This window comes from Chryseobacterium sp. CS3K3.1 (assembly GCF_059515165.1).
In genome coordinates this window covers 128,748-144,560 of sequence record NZ_JCAKRV010000002.1, presented here as the reverse complement: position 1 = coordinate 144,560, position 15,813 = coordinate 128,748, and the positions used below count along the sequence as shown (strand labels likewise).

At 38.6% G+C, this 15,813-nt stretch carries 14 protein-coding genes; 7 read left to right on the top strand and 7 right to left on the bottom strand.

Annotated elements, in window-relative coordinates; genetic code table 11:
- Positions 1-8: 8 nt before the first annotated feature.
- From AC5YGI_RS02995 to tsaE, 3 genes are all read right to left on the bottom strand, one after another.
- The gene (locus AC5YGI_RS02995) at positions 9-380 is read right to left on the bottom strand and encodes a hypothetical protein (protein ID WP_496167476.1); all 372 of its coding nucleotides are present in this window, start codon (positions 378-380) and stop codon (positions 9-11) included.
- Positions 380-1,570 carry an alanine dehydrogenase gene (locus tag AC5YGI_RS02990; protein WP_227944064.1) on the bottom strand — a complete coding sequence of 397 codons (1,191 nt, stop codon included), beginning with the start codon at positions 1,568-1,570 and terminating at the stop codon, positions 380-382. The genes AC5YGI_RS02995 and AC5YGI_RS02990 overlap by 1 nt, the downstream gene beginning before the upstream one ends.
- Positions 1,571-1,638: 68 nt before the next feature.
- Entirely contained in the window at positions 1,639-2,046 is a 408-nt protein-coding gene (tsaE, locus tag AC5YGI_RS02985; protein ID WP_330745619.1) for a tRNA (adenosine(37)-N6)-threonylcarbamoyltransferase complex ATPase subunit type 1 TsaE, read from the bottom strand.
- Between the two features lie 276 nt (positions 2,047-2,322).
- Between tsaE and dnaG the strand changes: the two genes are divergently transcribed.
- From dnaG to AC5YGI_RS02970, 3 genes are all read left to right on the top strand, one after another.
- Complete coding sequence (gene dnaG / locus AC5YGI_RS02980; protein WP_202839532.1) at positions 2,323-4,311, top strand: DNA primase; 1,989 nt, start codon at positions 2,323-2,325, stop codon at positions 4,309-4,311.
- Positions 4,312-4,422: 111 nt separating this feature from the next.
- On the top strand, positions 4,423-5,109 hold the full coding sequence (clpP, locus tag AC5YGI_RS02975; RefSeq protein ID WP_027373257.1) for an ATP-dependent Clp endopeptidase proteolytic subunit ClpP: 687 nt from the start codon (positions 4,423-4,425) through the stop codon (positions 5,107-5,109).
- A gap of 362 nt (positions 5,110-5,471) precedes the next feature.
- Positions 5,472-6,740 (top strand): esterase-like activity of phytase family protein, encoded by a 1,269-nt coding sequence (locus AC5YGI_RS02970; protein WP_496167475.1) that lies wholly within the window; start codon positions 5,472-5,474, stop codon positions 6,738-6,740.
- A gap of 68 nt (positions 6,741-6,808) precedes the next feature.
- On the opposite strand, the gene tpiA is transcribed toward AC5YGI_RS02970, so the two are convergent.
- From tpiA to AC5YGI_RS02950, 4 genes are all read right to left on the bottom strand, one after another.
- The gene (tpiA, locus tag AC5YGI_RS02965) at positions 6,809-7,567 is read right to left on the bottom strand and encodes a triose-phosphate isomerase (RefSeq protein WP_110009237.1); all 759 of its coding nucleotides are present in this window, start codon (positions 7,565-7,567) and stop codon (positions 6,809-6,811) included.
- A 40-nt stretch (positions 7,568-7,607) separates the two neighbouring features.
- Positions 7,608-7,955, bottom strand: a complete 348-nt coding sequence (locus AC5YGI_RS02960) for a TerB family tellurite resistance protein (protein ID WP_142719433.1) — start codon at positions 7,953-7,955, stop codon at positions 7,608-7,610.
- A 119-nt stretch (positions 7,956-8,074) separates the two neighbouring features.
- Positions 8,075-9,184 carry a BT_3928 family protein gene (locus AC5YGI_RS02955; protein WP_496167474.1) on the bottom strand — a complete coding sequence of 370 codons (1,110 nt, stop codon included), beginning with the start codon at positions 9,182-9,184 and terminating at the stop codon, positions 8,075-8,077.
- Between the two features lies 1 nt (position 9,185).
- A complete protein-coding gene (locus AC5YGI_RS02950; RefSeq protein WP_110009240.1) occupies positions 9,186-9,752 on the bottom strand; it encodes a DUF1599 domain-containing protein in 567 nt (188 codons plus the stop codon).
- A 361-nt stretch (positions 9,753-10,113) separates the two neighbouring features.
- Between AC5YGI_RS02950 and folP the strand changes: the two genes are divergently transcribed.
- The 4 genes from folP to ilvB all read left to right on the top strand — a co-directional run bounded on the left by folP (position 10,114) and on the right by ilvB (position 15,812).
- A complete protein-coding gene (gene folP, locus AC5YGI_RS02945; protein ID WP_496167472.1) occupies positions 10,114-10,980 on the top strand; it encodes a dihydropteroate synthase in 867 nt (288 codons plus the stop codon).
- Positions 10,981-11,351: 371 nt separating this feature from the next.
- Positions 11,352-12,224, top strand: coding sequence for a branched-chain-amino-acid transaminase (gene ilvE / locus AC5YGI_RS02940; RefSeq protein ID WP_202839523.1), 873 nt, complete (start codon positions 11,352-11,354; stop codon positions 12,222-12,224).
- 179 nt (positions 12,225-12,403) lie between these two features.
- Positions 12,404-14,086 (top strand): dihydroxy-acid dehydratase, encoded by a 1,683-nt coding sequence (gene ilvD / locus AC5YGI_RS02935; RefSeq protein ID WP_496167470.1) that lies wholly within the window; start codon positions 12,404-12,406, stop codon positions 14,084-14,086.
- A gap of 4 nt (positions 14,087-14,090) precedes the next feature.
- Positions 14,091-15,812 carry a biosynthetic-type acetolactate synthase large subunit gene (gene ilvB, locus AC5YGI_RS02930; protein WP_496167468.1) on the top strand — a complete coding sequence of 574 codons (1,722 nt, stop codon included), beginning with the start codon at positions 14,091-14,093 and terminating at the stop codon, positions 15,810-15,812.
- Position 15,813: the final 1 nt, after the last annotated feature.

Sequence of the window (15,813 nt, the reverse complement as noted above, 5' to 3'; positions counted from 1 at the left end):
TTTGAAAACTATTTAAGTTTCTTAAGACCGTTCACTGTCACGGTTTCTTCACACTTTTCAAAAGTGATCTCGTAAGAAGGATTTTTTTCAGGATAAGTGATAAGATAATCCGGACATGGTTTTTTCTGAGCATGACTGCGGTCAAAATCTACTTTTCCGTTGGTAATGATGCTGTTTTTTATAAATTTCTCATCAATCTTGTAGGTCGTCATTGCATTTTTAGCCTCTTCAGAATATTTGAATTCTTTGGAAAGACTTTCAGCAATCACACGGCTGTTCGGTAAATATCCGCTGCAGCTTGCTCCTTTTTTGTTTAAAATAAAAAATACGATCAAAAGCCCCGGAACGAAGCCTATTGCATAAAATTTCAGTTTCTTCATTAGAAAATTAAAAGATTGATATCGTGGTACGTAAGTCCGAAACGGTCGCAGATGATCTTCTTGGTATGTCTTCCTTTGTACATATATAAGCTCTGCTTCATTTCGTTTTTGCGGATCAGCATGTTTTCAAAGCCGCCCTCTTCGTCATAATTTAAAATATAGGAAAGGAAGAAATTCGAGATAGCCTTGGTGGTGGTTCTCGGCATTCTTGAGGTAAGGTTCGGAAGTCCGCAGTGGATGACACCGTGTTTGATGACATAAGGATCTTCCATGGTGGTAAGTTCTGAAGTTTCAATCACTTTACCGTTATCTATGGTAATATCGATAATGACACTGCCTTTTTTCATTTTCATCACCATATCTTCAGTAACGATAGGGGTCATGTTCAATCTTGGAAGTGCTCCGATTACTACGTCGGCACGTCTTAGACTTTTGCTGAGTTCTTTAGGATCAATAATAGAAGTCGGTACACGGCTGTCAACAATCGTGTGAAGTCTTCTCAGTTTTGATAAAGAGTTGTCGAAAACTTTTACACTTGCTCCTAAACCAATCGCTGCCTTTGTAGCAAACTCACCTACAATTCCGGCTCCAAGGATAACAACTTCTGCTGGTCTTACTCCTGTAATTCCTCCCAGCATTAAACCGTTTGATAACGCTAATAATTCGGAAGCATATAAGATTGAAACGGTTCCTGCAATTTCACCAACCAGTCTTACCAAGGCCAGCTGCTTGTATTCATCAACGATAAATTCAAAAGCGATGGCGTTTATTTTTTTCTCTGCAAGCTTTAAGAAATAATCCTTATCTCTGAGGTTGATCTGAAGTGCTGAAACCAGATACGTATTAGGTTTCATGTACTCAATTTCATCTTCTGTAGGAGGGTTCACCTTCAGGATAAGATCCTGCCCGAAAGCTTCTTTGGGATCATTGGTGATTTTCGCCCCAGATTCCGAATACTGTAAATCTGTAAAAAACGAACCTTGTCCGGCACCTGATTCAATAATGATTTCATGGCCGTGCTCTACCAACACCTGTACGGCGTCAGGAGTAATGCAGGTTCTCCTTTCGTTGAGACAGGTTTCTTTAGGAATTCCAATACTGAACTGTTTTCCTTTCTTTATAACCTCCAATTTTTCCTCTTTCGGCATTAATTCTTCTTCTGTGAAAGGAGTAAAAATATTTGTACTCATCCTTAAATTAAATTATGTCTTACAGATTGTTTTTTTACACTCAATTAATGAGCAAAGATACATAATATTTAATCGAATGAAATTTCTCTGTTTTCACCCGTATTCACAATACTCATTGTGTGGTACTTAAGACCATAAAGCTCCTCTTCATACACTTCCGGCCACTCGATGATGCATAGAAAAGAGTTATCCAGATACTCTTCAATTCCGATATCATACACTTCTTCAATGTTTTTCAGACGGTAAAGATCAAAATGATATACTTTTCCTTTTTCAGTATTGTATTCATTCACAATAGAATACGTGGGAGAGTTTACTTCGTCATTGCTGCCCATATTTTTAAGCAGAAATTGAGTGAAGGTTGTCTTCCCGGCTCCCAGGTTTCCTTTTAATAAAAGAATATTATGTTGTAATTGAGGAATGATGGTGTCAACAACTTCCTGCCAGTCTTCGATTGTATTGATAGTGAACTGCATATGCTAATTTGTTTTGCAAAAATAATGATTTATGAGTTTTAAATGAGAAATTAGAAGCTAGAAGTTAGAAATTAACGGTTGAAAGTTAGAAGCTAAATGAGCCCTTTTAAACCTCAAAACCAGATCAATCGGATATTGAAACTCTTTCCTCAAATACTCTCTATCCTAAAAACCCCTCAAACTCTCAAACCCAACAACTCGAATCCCGAAACCCGAAACCCGCAACGAAATTCTCAGCCTCTTCCAACTTCCCTATAAATTACTTAATTTTACAGCATGATTTCCAAACAGACCATTGATAAAATATTCTCCACGATCCGCGTTGAAGAGATTGTGGGCGAATATGTGCAGTTGAAAAGAGCAGGGTCTAATTACAAGGGGCTCAGTCCTTTTCATGATGAAAAAACACCCAGTTTTGTAGTTTCTGCCAGTAAGCAGATCTGGAAGGATTTCTCTACAGGAAAAGGAGGAACAGCCATTTCTTTCCTGATGGAAATTGAGAATTTTACGTATCCTGAAGCACTCCGCCACGCTGCAAAAAAATACGGAATTGAAATTGAAGAAGACCAGCGGGAAATTTCTGAAGAAGCAAAAAATGCCCAGACAGAAAAAGATCTGCTGTATAAAATTCATGAGGTTGCCAATACGTATTTTCAGGAGATCCTTTGGGATGATCAGGAGGGCAGAAGCATAGGACTTTCTTATTTCAAAGAGAGAGAACTAAGGGATGATATTATTAAAAAATTCCAGCTGGGATATTCTCCGGAGAAAAAGAATGCTTTCACGGCTTATGCGCTTGAAAAAGGTTATAATAAAGAAATTCTTGAGAAATCCGGACTTTCCATCTTCCCGGAAAACACGCCTGCAGGGGTTGACCGTTTCAGGGAAAGGGTAATTTTCCCTATTCACAGTTTTTCAGGAAGGGTTTTAGGTTTCGGAGCAAGAATCCTGAAGAATAATGTCAAAACAGCAAAATACCTCAATTCACCGGAAACGGAGATCTACCATAAATCCAATGTTCTTTATGGATTAAACCAGAGCAAGCAGGCGATTTCAAGAAAGAATGCCTGTCTTTTGGTGGAAGGGTATATGGACGTGATTTCCCTCCATATGTCCGGAATTGAAAACGTAGTGGCAAGTTCCGGAACGTCTTTGACGACAGAGCAGATCAAACTGATTAAGAGGCTTACGGAAAACGTAACGATTCTTTTTGATGGTGATAATGCCGGTATCAAAGCCAGTTTCCGAAGTATTGATATGCTGCTGACTGAGGGAATGAACATCCGTGTCTTGCTTTTCCCTGATGGAGATGACCCGGATTCCTTTGCCAGAAAACATCCGCAGGAATACGTTGAAAAGTACATCGAAAATGAAGCGATGGATTTCATCGATTTCAAGGCGGAAATTCTCCTGAGAGATATCGGAAATGATCCGATTAAAAAGGCTGAAGCGATCAGAGATATTGTAAAATCTGTTTCTTTCGTACAAAATGCCCTGAAAAGAGAGGTTTATCTTAAAGAGGTTTCCAATAAATTCGGACTATCCGAACAGAGTCTTTTCAATGAACTGGATGTTCAGAAGCAGATCACCCAGAATCAGACGCATCATGTTCAGCAGCAGCAAAAGGAAAAAGCAGCAGCTCCGAAAATGGAGATTGTTCCTTTGGATAAAGAAAAAGAGGATCCTTTTCTGTATGATGTATTATTCATGGAGAATAAACTGGTAGATCATATGCTGATGTTCGGAGATATTGTTCTGAAAAGGAAGAATGAAAATAATGAGGAATATCAGATTACCGTTATTGAAGAAATTCTTCATCACTTTGAAGAAGAGCAGTATACATTTTTAGTCAAAGAAAATGAGATTATAATCAACCAGGTGAGAGAAGGAATTCAAAAGGATGAACTCAGAAGTGGAAACTTTTTTGTATCTTTTATGGACGAAGAGATTACCACAAAGGTTGTAGATGCTTTAATCCCGCTGGATGAACTTGAAAACTGGGCTTCAAGAAATATCTATCCTCCCAATTATGGTGATAAAGTGGCAGATCAGATCCAGGGAGATGTTCTGTTACATAAGTACCGGTATATTGACTATCTGATTAAGGAAACAGCCAAAGAACTTGATCAGTACAGCAATACGGATGAGGTAAAATATTATGAGCTGATCAAAAAAATCACGCTTTTAAAGCAGGCTTCCATACGGTTGAGCAATATCATCGAATATTCACCGATCAAAGGGATTTATGTAGATAGGAAGAGATAAACAAGAGTCAGATTTTTGGATATTCTGTGACAAAAAGTCCTATAAAATTTTAGGAATAAATATTGTAATTTAAACTTCGAGAATATTTTAAAAATAATACATAATAGAAATATGGACATTAAAAAGGAATTCAGAGACTTCTCTGTAAAACATTTAGGAAACAACGGTTTGGTTACCGATCAGTATATGGGAATGTATGGCCCAACGAATCTTACTCCGTACATCATGGAAGAAAGAAGATTAAACGTTGCTCAGATGGACGTTTTCTCCCGTCTGATGATGGACAGAATTATCTTCCTGGGAACAGGTATTGATGATCAGGTAGCAAACATCGTGACGGCTCAGCTTTTATTCCTGGAAAGTGCTGACCCTTCAAAAGATATTCAGATCTACATCAACTCTCCTGGTGGTAGTGTATATGCGGGTCTAGGTATTTATGACACCATGCAGATCATCAAGCCGGATGTAGCAACTATCTGTACAGGTATGGCTGCTTCAATGGGAGCTGTATTACTGGTTGCAGGTGAAAAAGGAAAACGTTCTGCGCTTAAGCATTCAAGAGTAATGATCCACCAGCCTTCAGGAGGTGCTCAGGGAGTTGCTTCTGATATGGAGATCAACTTAAGAGAGATGTTGAAACTGAAGCAGGAGCTTTATGAAATCATCGGTCATCACTCAGGACAAACGTATGAGTGGGTAGAAAAATCTTCTGACAGAGATTACTGGATGACTTCTGAAGAAGCAAAAGGTTACGGAATGGTAGATGAGGTTTTACAAAGATCTACTGAGAAAAAATAATTGATGATACAATCATGAGAACCGCACCCATCTGGTGCGGTTTTTTTGTTGGATTATGTTTTTAAATGTTTAGATTCTGCGAAATGACAAACTGTATGGATAAACAATCATTTCAATTCTATCATTCCCTATGAATCCAGAACAATGATTCGAGAACAGATATTAGAGAAAAATTACAACCTGTCCAAATTCCAACTGAACACGTTAAAATTCCCATCCTCCGGAGGGGTGTCGAAATTCTTTGAATTTTTGACGGGGTGGTTCTAAATGGCACATCCACTCAGTATTGTTAAAAAACAATTATCATTATATTTAAGATCAGTTTACAATCGATTTATACTTTCGCAGCCATAAAAGTGAATATGAAAAAATTACTATGGTCTGCAGCCGTGCTGGCAGTATTGGCTTCATGTAAAAGTGATGATGATACAACCATAATTAATCAGGATATTAATTATTCCAAACTGCCTCAGGAGTTTCCATTTACCAAACTGGCTACGATAAACGGAGTAGATGTAATCAACGGCGGATTTGGTTCCGGTGCTGCCGCTCATCCAACAAGAAAAGGTGAGTTCTATGTCATTACAGACAGAGGTCCCAATACGGACTTCCAGAATGGTAAAAAATTCCTTGCACCTGGCTTTACACCCACCATTATGCATTTTAAAATCAATGCAGACGGGAATATAGAGGTCATCAGATATATTAAACTTAAAAATCCTTCCGGACAACCTATTACCGGACTTCCAAACCCTGCAGGAATGGGAAGTACAGGTGAGATCGCATATGATGCTTCCGGAAATGTTTTAGGAACTGATCAATATGGTTTAGACAGCGAAAGTATTGTTGCTGCTGCTGATGGTACATTCTGGGTTTCCGACGAGTACGGACCGCATATTGTCCACTACAGTGCAGATGGAGTGGAGATGGAAAGAATAAGCCCGATTGGTGTAAATACAGGTTCTCGAAAACTGCCTGCTGTTTTAGCGAAAAGAAGAGCCAACAGAGGAATGGAAGGTCTTTGTATAAGTCCGGATGGAAGAACTCTGGTAGGAACCATACAGTCGATGATGTATGTTCCCAGCAAAGCACTGGCTACCAATAAAACTTTAACGAGAATTGTCACATTTGATACGGTTACAGGGCAGACTAAACAGTTTTTATACAAACAGGATGGTGGAGCTTCTGATTCGGTTTGTGATATTACAGCAATAAGTAACAGTGAATTCTTAGTCATTGAAAGAGATGGAAATTTCGGTTCCCAGGGCGGAATCAAAAAAGTATACAGAATCAATCTGAGCAATGCAACAGATGTAAACGGAGCCGATATCACCGCTGTTGACGGAATGAAAATCAATGGAAAAGCTTTAGAACAATGTTCATGGGATGAAATTACCAATGCCGGAATAAAAGCTGTTACTAAAACATTAGCCGTAGATCTGGTGGCAAAACTGGGGTATGAACATGATAAATTCGAGGGAATTGTTTATCTGGGAAATAATAAACTGGCTGTTTTCAATGATGATGACTTTGGAGTGGTAGATGATGGAAACGGAAATCCAAAATCCAAAATTTTACCTAAAACGGGTAAAGTAGACAAAGGAACAATGTATGTAGTCGATATTCAATAATTAGATTTTTTTAACGGAAAACGGCGGAATCGAAGATTCCGCCGTTTTTATTGTTAGATCAATGATTTCTAGTTAAAAGCTTCAATAATCTTAGAGAAATCCTCTAATTTCAAAGCTGCTCCTCCGATAAGACCTCCGTCAATATCCGGCTGAGAGAAAATTTCTTTTGCATTGTCTGGTTTTACAGAACCTCCGTAAAGAATAGAAACTTCGTCAGCAACTTCCTGTCCGTATTTTGCAGCAATAATATTTCTGATGTGAGCATGGATTTCCTGAGCCTGCTCCGGACTTGCCGTTTCTCCTGTTCCGATAGCCCAAACAGGTTCGTAAGCAATCACTACTTTCTTGATTTCTTCAGCAGAAAGCGTGAAAAGAGCTACTTCAGTCTGGTTTTTTACGACTTCAAGGTGTTGCCCTGCTTTTCTCTGTTCAAGAGTTTCTCCATTACAGTAAACAGGAATAAGACCTTTATCAAGAGCCAGTTTGATCTTTCTGTTACAGTGAGAATCTGTTTCTCCGTGATATTGTCTTCTTTCAGAATGCCCGATCAAAGAACCTGTAGCATCAATGGATTCCAGCATATCTGCAGAAATTTCACCTGTGTAAGCACCGCTTTCATGCTCGCTCATATCCTGAGAAAATACTCCGATTTCATCCTTTTCAAAAACGTCTTTTGCCATCATCAGGTATAATGCCGGTGGAGCAATCCAAACTTCACAGTTGGTAGCGTTATTGTTTTTATAGCTTAGTAACTGAATCATTAATTGCTGTGCATCAATTACATTTTTGTTCATTTTCCAGTTTCCTGCAACTATTTTTCTTCTCATAAGATTTAAATATAGATTTATTTTATTTTTTCGTTGTTGTTTATAATCCCCAAAGGTTTTTCAGCAGAACATAAAATGTATGTTCCTCTTCCGTTACTTTATTGTCTGCTTTGATTAAAGATTTTGCAAACTGAACAAATTTCACACGTTCATCCTCAGTAGAATCATCATGGAAACATCTTGCATGGAATTCAAAATGATCTTTCCATTCTTCAGGCTGTAAAAGGGCCAAAGTATCCAATTCATTATCAAGGTTCATTCTGAAAGGAAATTCATCCGCCAGGTATTGCTGTACCAGCATTCCTTCTTCAGGGGCAAACTCTCCGTCTACAGAAGAAAGAATCATTAATAAATGATAACCGGCGATTGATTTATTTGATTTTTGCATGAGCTTTTATATGTTTAAGTTTAGTGTTTAAATTTGATAATTGATAATTGATAATTGATAATTGCACAAAAATATCTGTCGTAACCTATCATTTATAATTCATCATTCATCATTTATAATTAATTAACGTAGTCCTTTGCAGGTTGTTTATCTACAATTTTTCCATTCTCAAGAATCAGTACAAACGGGTTGCTTCTTGCTATTGTTTTAATGGCAGTTCCGTCCATTAGTACATTTTTAATGGTTTTAAAAGTATTAGGCTCTGTAGAAACTCCGTAGATAAGGGCGCCTTTCTGGGCATTTACTTTTGCCTCCACTTTCTGAAGCAGGTCAGCAGGGATTTCTTTTGGATGATAGGAAAACACCAGAACAGCTTTTGGAGCGTTGATGATCTCATGGGTAACTTCCATTCCTGTAGGATCTTCAATCTTAAATTTTACAATTTCAGATTTGTAACCTTCCTTGATCAATACAGATTCATTTTTTCCATCTTCAATTTTCCATGGAGAACCTTCTGCCCAATATTCTGTTTTTTTGATATAATCATCCTGATTTACCTTTACTACCTGTCCTGTTTTGTCGTTTTTCAGGGAGTAAAATGTCTTATATTCAGAAGGGTTTTTGTCAATTTTAGCTTTTTCACCTTTAATATCTGTCCCGATTTTGTAATCACGGAAATCAATGATCGGTTCATGCATGATTCCCTGTGCCATAACATAAATCATTCCCAAAGAAAAGACTGTTAAAAGAATATATTGGAACGTATGGGAAGACTCTTTTGAAGTAACTCCATACTCATCTTTTTTACGGAAATCTTTTCTGTAAAGGACAAATAAGATAATCAATCCTACCAGCAGTACAACATCTTTTAAGAAGCTCTGCCAGGGAGTGAATTTGATGGCGTCTCCAAAACATCCACAATCTGTTACCACATTGAAATAAGCCGAATAAAACGTCAGGAATCCAAAGAAAATACAAAGTGCAATTAATAAGGATAAGGTAAATTTAAGCTTTAACTTAAGAAGCAGCATAAATCCTAAGAAAAGTTCCAGTACCACCACGATAATGGAAAACAGCAGGGCAAACTTTTCAAAAAACGGCATATTGAAAACAGCAGGAGAGAAATATTCTTCCATTTTGAAAGAAAAACCTACCAGATCCACGGCTTTCACAAAGCCTGAAAGGATAAAAATGACAGCAATAATAAAGCGTAATAAACCTTTGAGCATATTAAATATTTTTGGGTTCGAACTGATTTTCTTTTTCCGAGAACTTGATCAGACAGAAGACGGCGTAATTCAGCATGTCGAAATAGTTGGCATCAAGCCCTTCCGAAACGATCGTTTGTCCCTGGTTGTCCTCAATCTGTTTGGTTCTCAATACTTTTTGATAAATAAGATCCGTAATCGAAGAAATCCTCATATCTCTCCATGCTTCACCGTAATCATGATTTTTTCTTTCCATCAAAGCTTTCGCTTCGTTGGCATATTGGTCATACAGACCTAAAATTTCTTCTTTATTTTCGTTGAAATCATTGGAAAGACCTTTTTCCAACTGAATAAGTCCAATGATAGAATAGTTCACAATGGCGATAAATTCATCTTCTTCACTCTCATCCACCATTTTTTTATCAGTCATCTGCAGCGTACGGATCCTGTTGACTTTAATATAAATCTGATCCGTAATGGAGCTTGGTCTTAAAACCCTCCATGCCGCACCATAATCCTGCAATTTTTTGCCGAAAAGATCACGGCACTGACTGATAACTTTCTCAAACTGTACTGATGTTTTTAACATAAATCTTCTTAATCTTCCAAATATACGAATTCGGTTTTAGATTTTTCAATTTGATAAGCTGAGTTTGTGAGGGAGAGGGTGGGAGAGTTTTAGAGTTTCGGGATTCGGGATTCGAGTTGTTGGGTTTGAGAGTTTGAGGGGTTTTTAGGGTTAGAGAGTATTTGAGGAAAGAGTTTCAATATTCGATTAATCTAGTTTTGAGGTTTAGAAGGGCTCATTTAGCTTCTAACTTTCAGCCGTTAATTTCTAACTTCTAGCTTCTAATTTCTCATTTAAAACTCATAAATCACTAATTTTGCACTACAAAAATCATTCATCAATTATCATTCATCATTTATAATCTACCTTCATCAATAATCTCATGCTCTCCAACCCTAAAACTCTCCCACACTCAAACGCTCCAACTCATTCAATCAACTGCAACGGCCGTTTAGTACAACTGGACACCCCGAAAATCATGGGAATCCTCAATATGACCCCGGATTCCTTCTCTGATGGCGGAAAATTCAATAATGAAAAATCAGCGTTGAAACACGCTGAAAAACTGTTGAAGTATGGAGCTGAAATACTGGATATCGGACCACAGTCTACACGTCCCAATGCAGAATTTTTAAGTGCTGAAGAAGAGATCAGCAGAATCGGAAATACCATCTCTCAGATTAAAAAAGAGTTTCCGGAAACGCTGATTTCCCTGGATACTTTTTACGCAGAAACTATAAAATTCGGATTTAATGAAGGAATTGATCTGATCAACGATATCTCAGGCGGTCAGTATGATACGGAAATGTTCAATACAGCTGCTGAAACGAAACTTCCTTATATTCTGATGCATGTAAATCCTTCTTACGAAACCATGCATGATAAAATAAAGTTTGAAGATATTACACTGGAAGTGAACCAATATTTTTCAAAAAAAACAAAAGAACTTTTAGAAAAAGGAGTGAATGATATCATTCTTGATCCTGGTTTTGGTTTCGGAAAAACAGTGGAAGACCAGATGAAAATGATCCATGAAGTTGAATACCTCGGGTTCGGAAAATTTCCTCTGCTGATAGGGATTTCCAGAAAGTCATTTATCTACAGGCCTCTGGGAAAATCACCGCTGGACATCAATGAGGAAACACAGAAACTGCACATGAAAGTATTGGAACAGGGAGCTAAAATTTTGAGGGTTCATGATGTAGCTGAAGCAAAGGAAACACTGAACCATTTTTTACGAAAAAAATAAAAAGTGCAAAAAAAACTTGTGAGTAATTAAAAAGTTTATACATTTGCAATATGAATTTTACGAATCAGAAAAATATTATTGTCATTTCTATTATTGCTGTTGTGATTAACAACAGTAAGGAAACGGCATTTTAAATAGATTTTAATTTAAATTATATATAAAAACCGTTTCAAACTATGAAACGGTTTTTTTGTTTTTAATTTTTTATAGTATAAAAGTATGTATCAGTTATTATCAGTAATTATTATCGTCATTATTATTCCCTTACGGCTGTGAGAAGGAAGGTGTATGACTGTACATATATTGAGCCCTCTCACAGCGTGAGAGGGCTTTTTTTATTTCCATTTGTTAATTTTTTAAACTTCTATAACATGTATTACAACGATGACACTACCATCTACTTTGACGGAAAATTTATGAAAGCGAAAGATGCGGGGACTGATCTTTACAGCCAATCACTTCACTATGGTTACTCTGTTTTTGAAGGCATTAAATCCTACAGCACAGATCATGGAACTCAAATTTTCAAAGCAAAAGAACACTACGAAAGACTGAAAAGATCAGCAGAACTCATGCATATTCCTTTTGATTATTCCGTAAATCAGCTTACAGAACTTACCTATGAACTTCTGGATCGTAATGGGTTTACAGATGCATACATCCGTCCGTTGGTTACGTGTTCGCCCAATATGTCACTTTCAAAAGGACAAAAATCTTATCTGTCTCTTCTTGCATGGGAATGGAACAACGGCTATCTGGCGGATAAAATGAAAATTATGACTTCCCCCTTTCAACGTCCTAATCCTAAGGCATTCAAGGTGGAAGCCAAAGTAGGAGGACATTATGTAAACTCAATATTGGCCTGCCAGGATGCGAAAGACAAAGGTTATGATGAAGCGCTGGTTCTTGATGAAAACGGAAATGTTGCCGAAAGTTCAGGTGCCAATGTGTTCTACGAAAAAGACGGAGTTTTATATACTCCGGCCAAAGGAAGTATTCTTCCGGGCATTACAAGGCAAACCGTTATGGAAATTTGTAACGAGCTAGCTATTCCGGTAAAGGAAACTTTTTTCAAACCTGAAGAAATGAGAGGCGCAGATGCAGGCTTTTTCTGTGGTACGGCAGCAGAAATTGTTGCCCTGGATTCACTTGATGATGTTCCATTTTCCAAAAATTGGGAAAATACGGCGAGCAGGAGAGTACAACAGGCATATTTGAAATTGGTAAGAGTTCTGTCATTGTAAATTTTAAGAATGTAAATATTTGATTATCAAATAAATAAATTCATTTTTTAAACAATTGAATATTGTAGTTTTTGGAAAAAACGAAAATGAAAAGAATATTACAAAATGTAGTTTTGGATCAAAATTTAGTAAAAAACTCTATTTGAAGAAGAGAAAAGAATAGAAAATGTAGGAAAAGTATGTTAAATAAATATTCAAAAACATTCACGCAAAACAGTGAACAACCCGCAGCCAAAGCCATGTTGTACGGGATAGGATTTACAGAAGAAGACATGCACAAAGCTCAGGTCGGAATTGCCAGTATGGGCTATGACGGAAACACCTGCAATATGCATCTGAATGATCTTGCCCAGGTCGTAAAAAAAGGAACATGGAACCACGGATTAGCCGGATTGATTTTTAACACCATCGGAGTAAGTGACGGAATGAGCAATGGAACAGACGGAATGCGCTATTCTCTGGTAAGCCGTGATGTGATTGCCGACAGCATCGAAGCCATCTGCGGAGCGCAATACTACGACGGATTGATCGCATTGCCAGGCTGTGATAAAAATATGCCGGGAACTATCATTGCAATGGGAAGGCTGAACAGACCATCCATCATGGTATACGGAGGAACAATTGCTCCAGGCTGCTATAAAGGAGAACAGCTTAACATCGTTTCAGCTTTTGAAGCGTTGGGGAAAAAGATTGCAGGAGAAATTACCGAAGAAGATTTTGATGGAGTTGTAAAAAATTCCTGCCCAGGAGCCGGTGCATGTGGTGGAATGTATACAGCCAATACAATGGCTTCCGCGATAGAGGCTTTAGGAATGAGCCTTCCGTATTCTTCTTCCAACCCGGCTTTAAGCAAAGAAAAACAGGAAGAATGCCTTGAAGTAGGAAAGTACCTGAAAGTATTACTGGAAAAGGACATTAAACCTTCGGATATTATGACCCGCAAAGCTTTTGAAAATGCGCTGCGTATGATTGTTATTCTTGGAGGAAGTACCAATGCCATTCTGCATTTTATAGCTATGGCAAAAAGTGTGGGAGTACCGCTTACTCAGGATGATTTTCAGAAGATGAGTGATAAAACTCCGGTACTGGCAGATTTAAAACCAAGCGGAAAATACCTGATGCAGGATCTGTATGAACACGGAGGAATACCATCCGTCATGAAATACCTTTTGAATCAGGGATTATTACATGGTGACTGCTTAACGGTAACCGGAAAAACAGTAGCAGAGAATTTAGAAAATGTTCCCGATCTGGATTTTACTACTCAAAAAATAATCAAACCATTATCAGAACCTGTAAAAGAGACAGGTCACCTGAGAATATTATACGGAAATCTTGCAGAAAAAGGAAGTGTAGCCAAAATTACAGGAAAAGAAGGAGAACGTTTCGTAGGCAAAGCCCGTGTATTTGATGGCGAAAAAAATCTGATCAGAGGAATTCAGGATGGAACCGTCCAGCATGGTGATGTCATTGTCATCCGTCATGAAGGTCCGAAAGGCGCTCCCGGGATGCCGGAAATGCTGAAACCTACGAGCGCGCTTATCGGTGCTGGACTGGGAAGTAGTGTCGCTTTGATTACTGATGGAAGATTCAGCGGAGGAACTCATGGTTTTGTAGTAGGACACATCACTCCCGAAGCGCACGAAGGAGGTTTGATCGCTTTTGTCAACGATAATGATCTGATTGAAATTGATGCTGTCAACAACACCATACAGCTCAAAGTTTCAGAAGAAGAAATAGAAAGAAGAAAAAAAGGATGGCAAAAACCAGCTCTTAAAGTACAGAAAGGACTGCTTTATAAATATGCATTAACCGTGTCATCAGCCGCAGAAGGCTGTGTAACAGACGAAATCACTCAATAAAAATATGGAAAACCCGAATTTATCAACAGAAATACAACTGAGCGGAAGCCGGATCATTCTTGAAGCCTTTCTTCAGGAAGGAGTGAAAACCGTTTTCGGATATCCGGGAGGTGCTATTATCCCTATTTATGATGCCCTTTACGATTATAAAGAAAACCTGAAACATATCCTTGTACGTCACGAGCAGGCGGCAGTGCATGCAGCACAAGGTCTTGCAAGAGTCTCAGGAGAAGTCGGTGTTGTAATGGCTACCAGCGGCCCGGGAGCAACTAATCTCGTTACGGGACTGGCTGATGCTTTACTCGATAATACTCCCCTGGTATGTATTACGGGACAGGTTTTTGAACACCTTCTCGGAACTGATGCCTTTCAGGAAATAGATGTTATGAACATTACAAGTCCGGTTACCAAGTGGAATTATCAGGTGACGGATGCTCATGAGCTTCCCGAAGTATTGGCAAAAGCATTTTACATTGCAAAGTCAGGCCGTCCCGGGCCCGTAGTGATTGATGTGACTAAAAATGCCCAGCTGCAGTCTGTTGCTTATAAAGGCTATTCACCATGCCACACATTACGAAGCTATAAACCGGATCCCGATCCATGTATGGAAAATATCGGAAAAGCTGCAGCGTTGATCAATAATGCAGAAAAGCCATTTGTCATTGCTGGACAGGGGATTATGCTCGGAAAAGCTGAAAAGGAGTTCTTACAGTTTGCAGAAAAATCGGGAATTCCGGTAGCATGGACGGTTCTGGGAATGAGTGCTATTCCAACTCATCATCCACAAGCGGTAGGAATGGTAGGAATGCATGGAAACTATGGCCCGAATATATTAACCAACGAATGTGATGTTCTGATTGCTGTAGGAATGCGGTTCGATGACCGTGTGACCGGAAGATTGGATCAGTATGCGAAACAGGCAAAGATTGTTCATCTGGATATTGACAATGCGGAGATCAATAAAAATGTAAAAGCAGATGTTCCCGTTCTGGGAAACTGCAAACATACGCTTCCTCTTCTTACAGAAAAGATCGTAAAAAAAGAACATCATCACTGGCATAAAAGATTTAAAAAATGTCATGAAATTGAAAGCATCAACCTGATTCATACGGAGCTCTACCCTGAAGAAGGTGAAATTACAATGGGAGAGGTGATCCGCCAGTTGAATGAGATAACAGCAGGCGAAGCAATTATTGTAACAGATGTAGGACAGCATCAGATGGCGACATGCCGATACTCTCAGTTCAAACATTCCCGAACCAATGTCACAAGCGGTGGGCTGGGAACCATGGGATTCTGTCTTCCCGCTGCAATAGGAGCATCTTATGCAGAAACAAACCGTCCTGTTATTGCTGTGATGGGAGACGGAGGAGCTCAGATGAATATTCAGGAACTGGGAACCATTATGCAGTATCATCCGGAAGTGAAGATTTTAATTCTGAATAACTGCTATCTGGGAATGGTAAGGCAGTGGCAGGAATTGTTTCACGAAGAAAGATATTCCTCCGTAGATATCCAGAGCCCCGATTTTGTCCAGGTGGCAAAGGGATATAATATTCCCGGAAAAAAAGTATCCGAGAGGGAAGACTTAAAATGGGCCCTCCGTGAAATGTTAGATCACAAAGGGTCTTTCCTCCTTGAAGTAATGACAGGAAAAGAACACAATGTATTTCCGATGATCCCTCAGGGAAAAAGTGTTTCGGAAATTGTATTAAATAATAAATAAA

Coding starts and splice junctions, on each gene's coding strand:
- AC5YGI_RS02950 (WP_110009240.1), bottom strand. CDS start 9,752: ATGTTAAAAACATCAGTACAGTTTGAGAAAGTTATCAGTCAGTGCCGT.
- folP (WP_496167472.1), top strand. CDS start 10,114: ATGCTCTCCAACCCTAAAACTCTCCCACACTCAAACGCTCCAACTCAT.
- clpP (WP_027373257.1), top strand. CDS start 4,423: ATGGACATTAAAAAGGAATTCAGAGACTTCTCTGTAAAACATTTAGGA.
- ilvE (WP_202839523.1), top strand. CDS start 11,352: ATGTATTACAACGATGACACTACCATCTACTTTGACGGAAAATTTATG.
- ilvD (WP_496167470.1), top strand. CDS start 12,404: ATGTTAAATAAATATTCAAAAACATTCACGCAAAACAGTGAACAACCC.
- tsaE (WP_330745619.1), bottom strand. CDS start 2,046: ATGCAGTTCACTATCAATACAATCGAAGACTGGCAGGAAGTTGTTGAC.
- AC5YGI_RS02990 (WP_227944064.1), bottom strand. CDS start 1,570: ATGAGTACAAATATTTTTACTCCTTTCACAGAAGAAGAATTAATGCCG.
- tpiA (WP_110009237.1), bottom strand. CDS start 7,567: ATGAGAAGAAAAATAGTTGCAGGAAACTGGAAAATGAACAAAAATGTA.
- dnaG (WP_202839532.1), top strand. CDS start 2,323: ATGATTTCCAAACAGACCATTGATAAAATATTCTCCACGATCCGCGTT.
- AC5YGI_RS02955 (WP_496167474.1), bottom strand. CDS start 9,184: ATGCTCAAAGGTTTATTACGCTTTATTATTGCTGTCATTTTTATCCTT.
- AC5YGI_RS02995 (WP_496167476.1), bottom strand. CDS start 380: ATGAAGAAACTGAAATTTTATGCAATAGGCTTCGTTCCGGGGCTTTTG.
- AC5YGI_RS02970 (WP_496167475.1), top strand. CDS start 5,472: ATGAAAAAATTACTATGGTCTGCAGCCGTGCTGGCAGTATTGGCTTCA.
- ilvB (WP_496167468.1), top strand. CDS start 14,091: ATGGAAAACCCGAATTTATCAACAGAAATACAACTGAGCGGAAGCCGG.
- AC5YGI_RS02960 (WP_142719433.1), bottom strand. CDS start 7,955: ATGCAAAAATCAAATAAATCAATCGCCGGTTATCATTTATTAATGATT.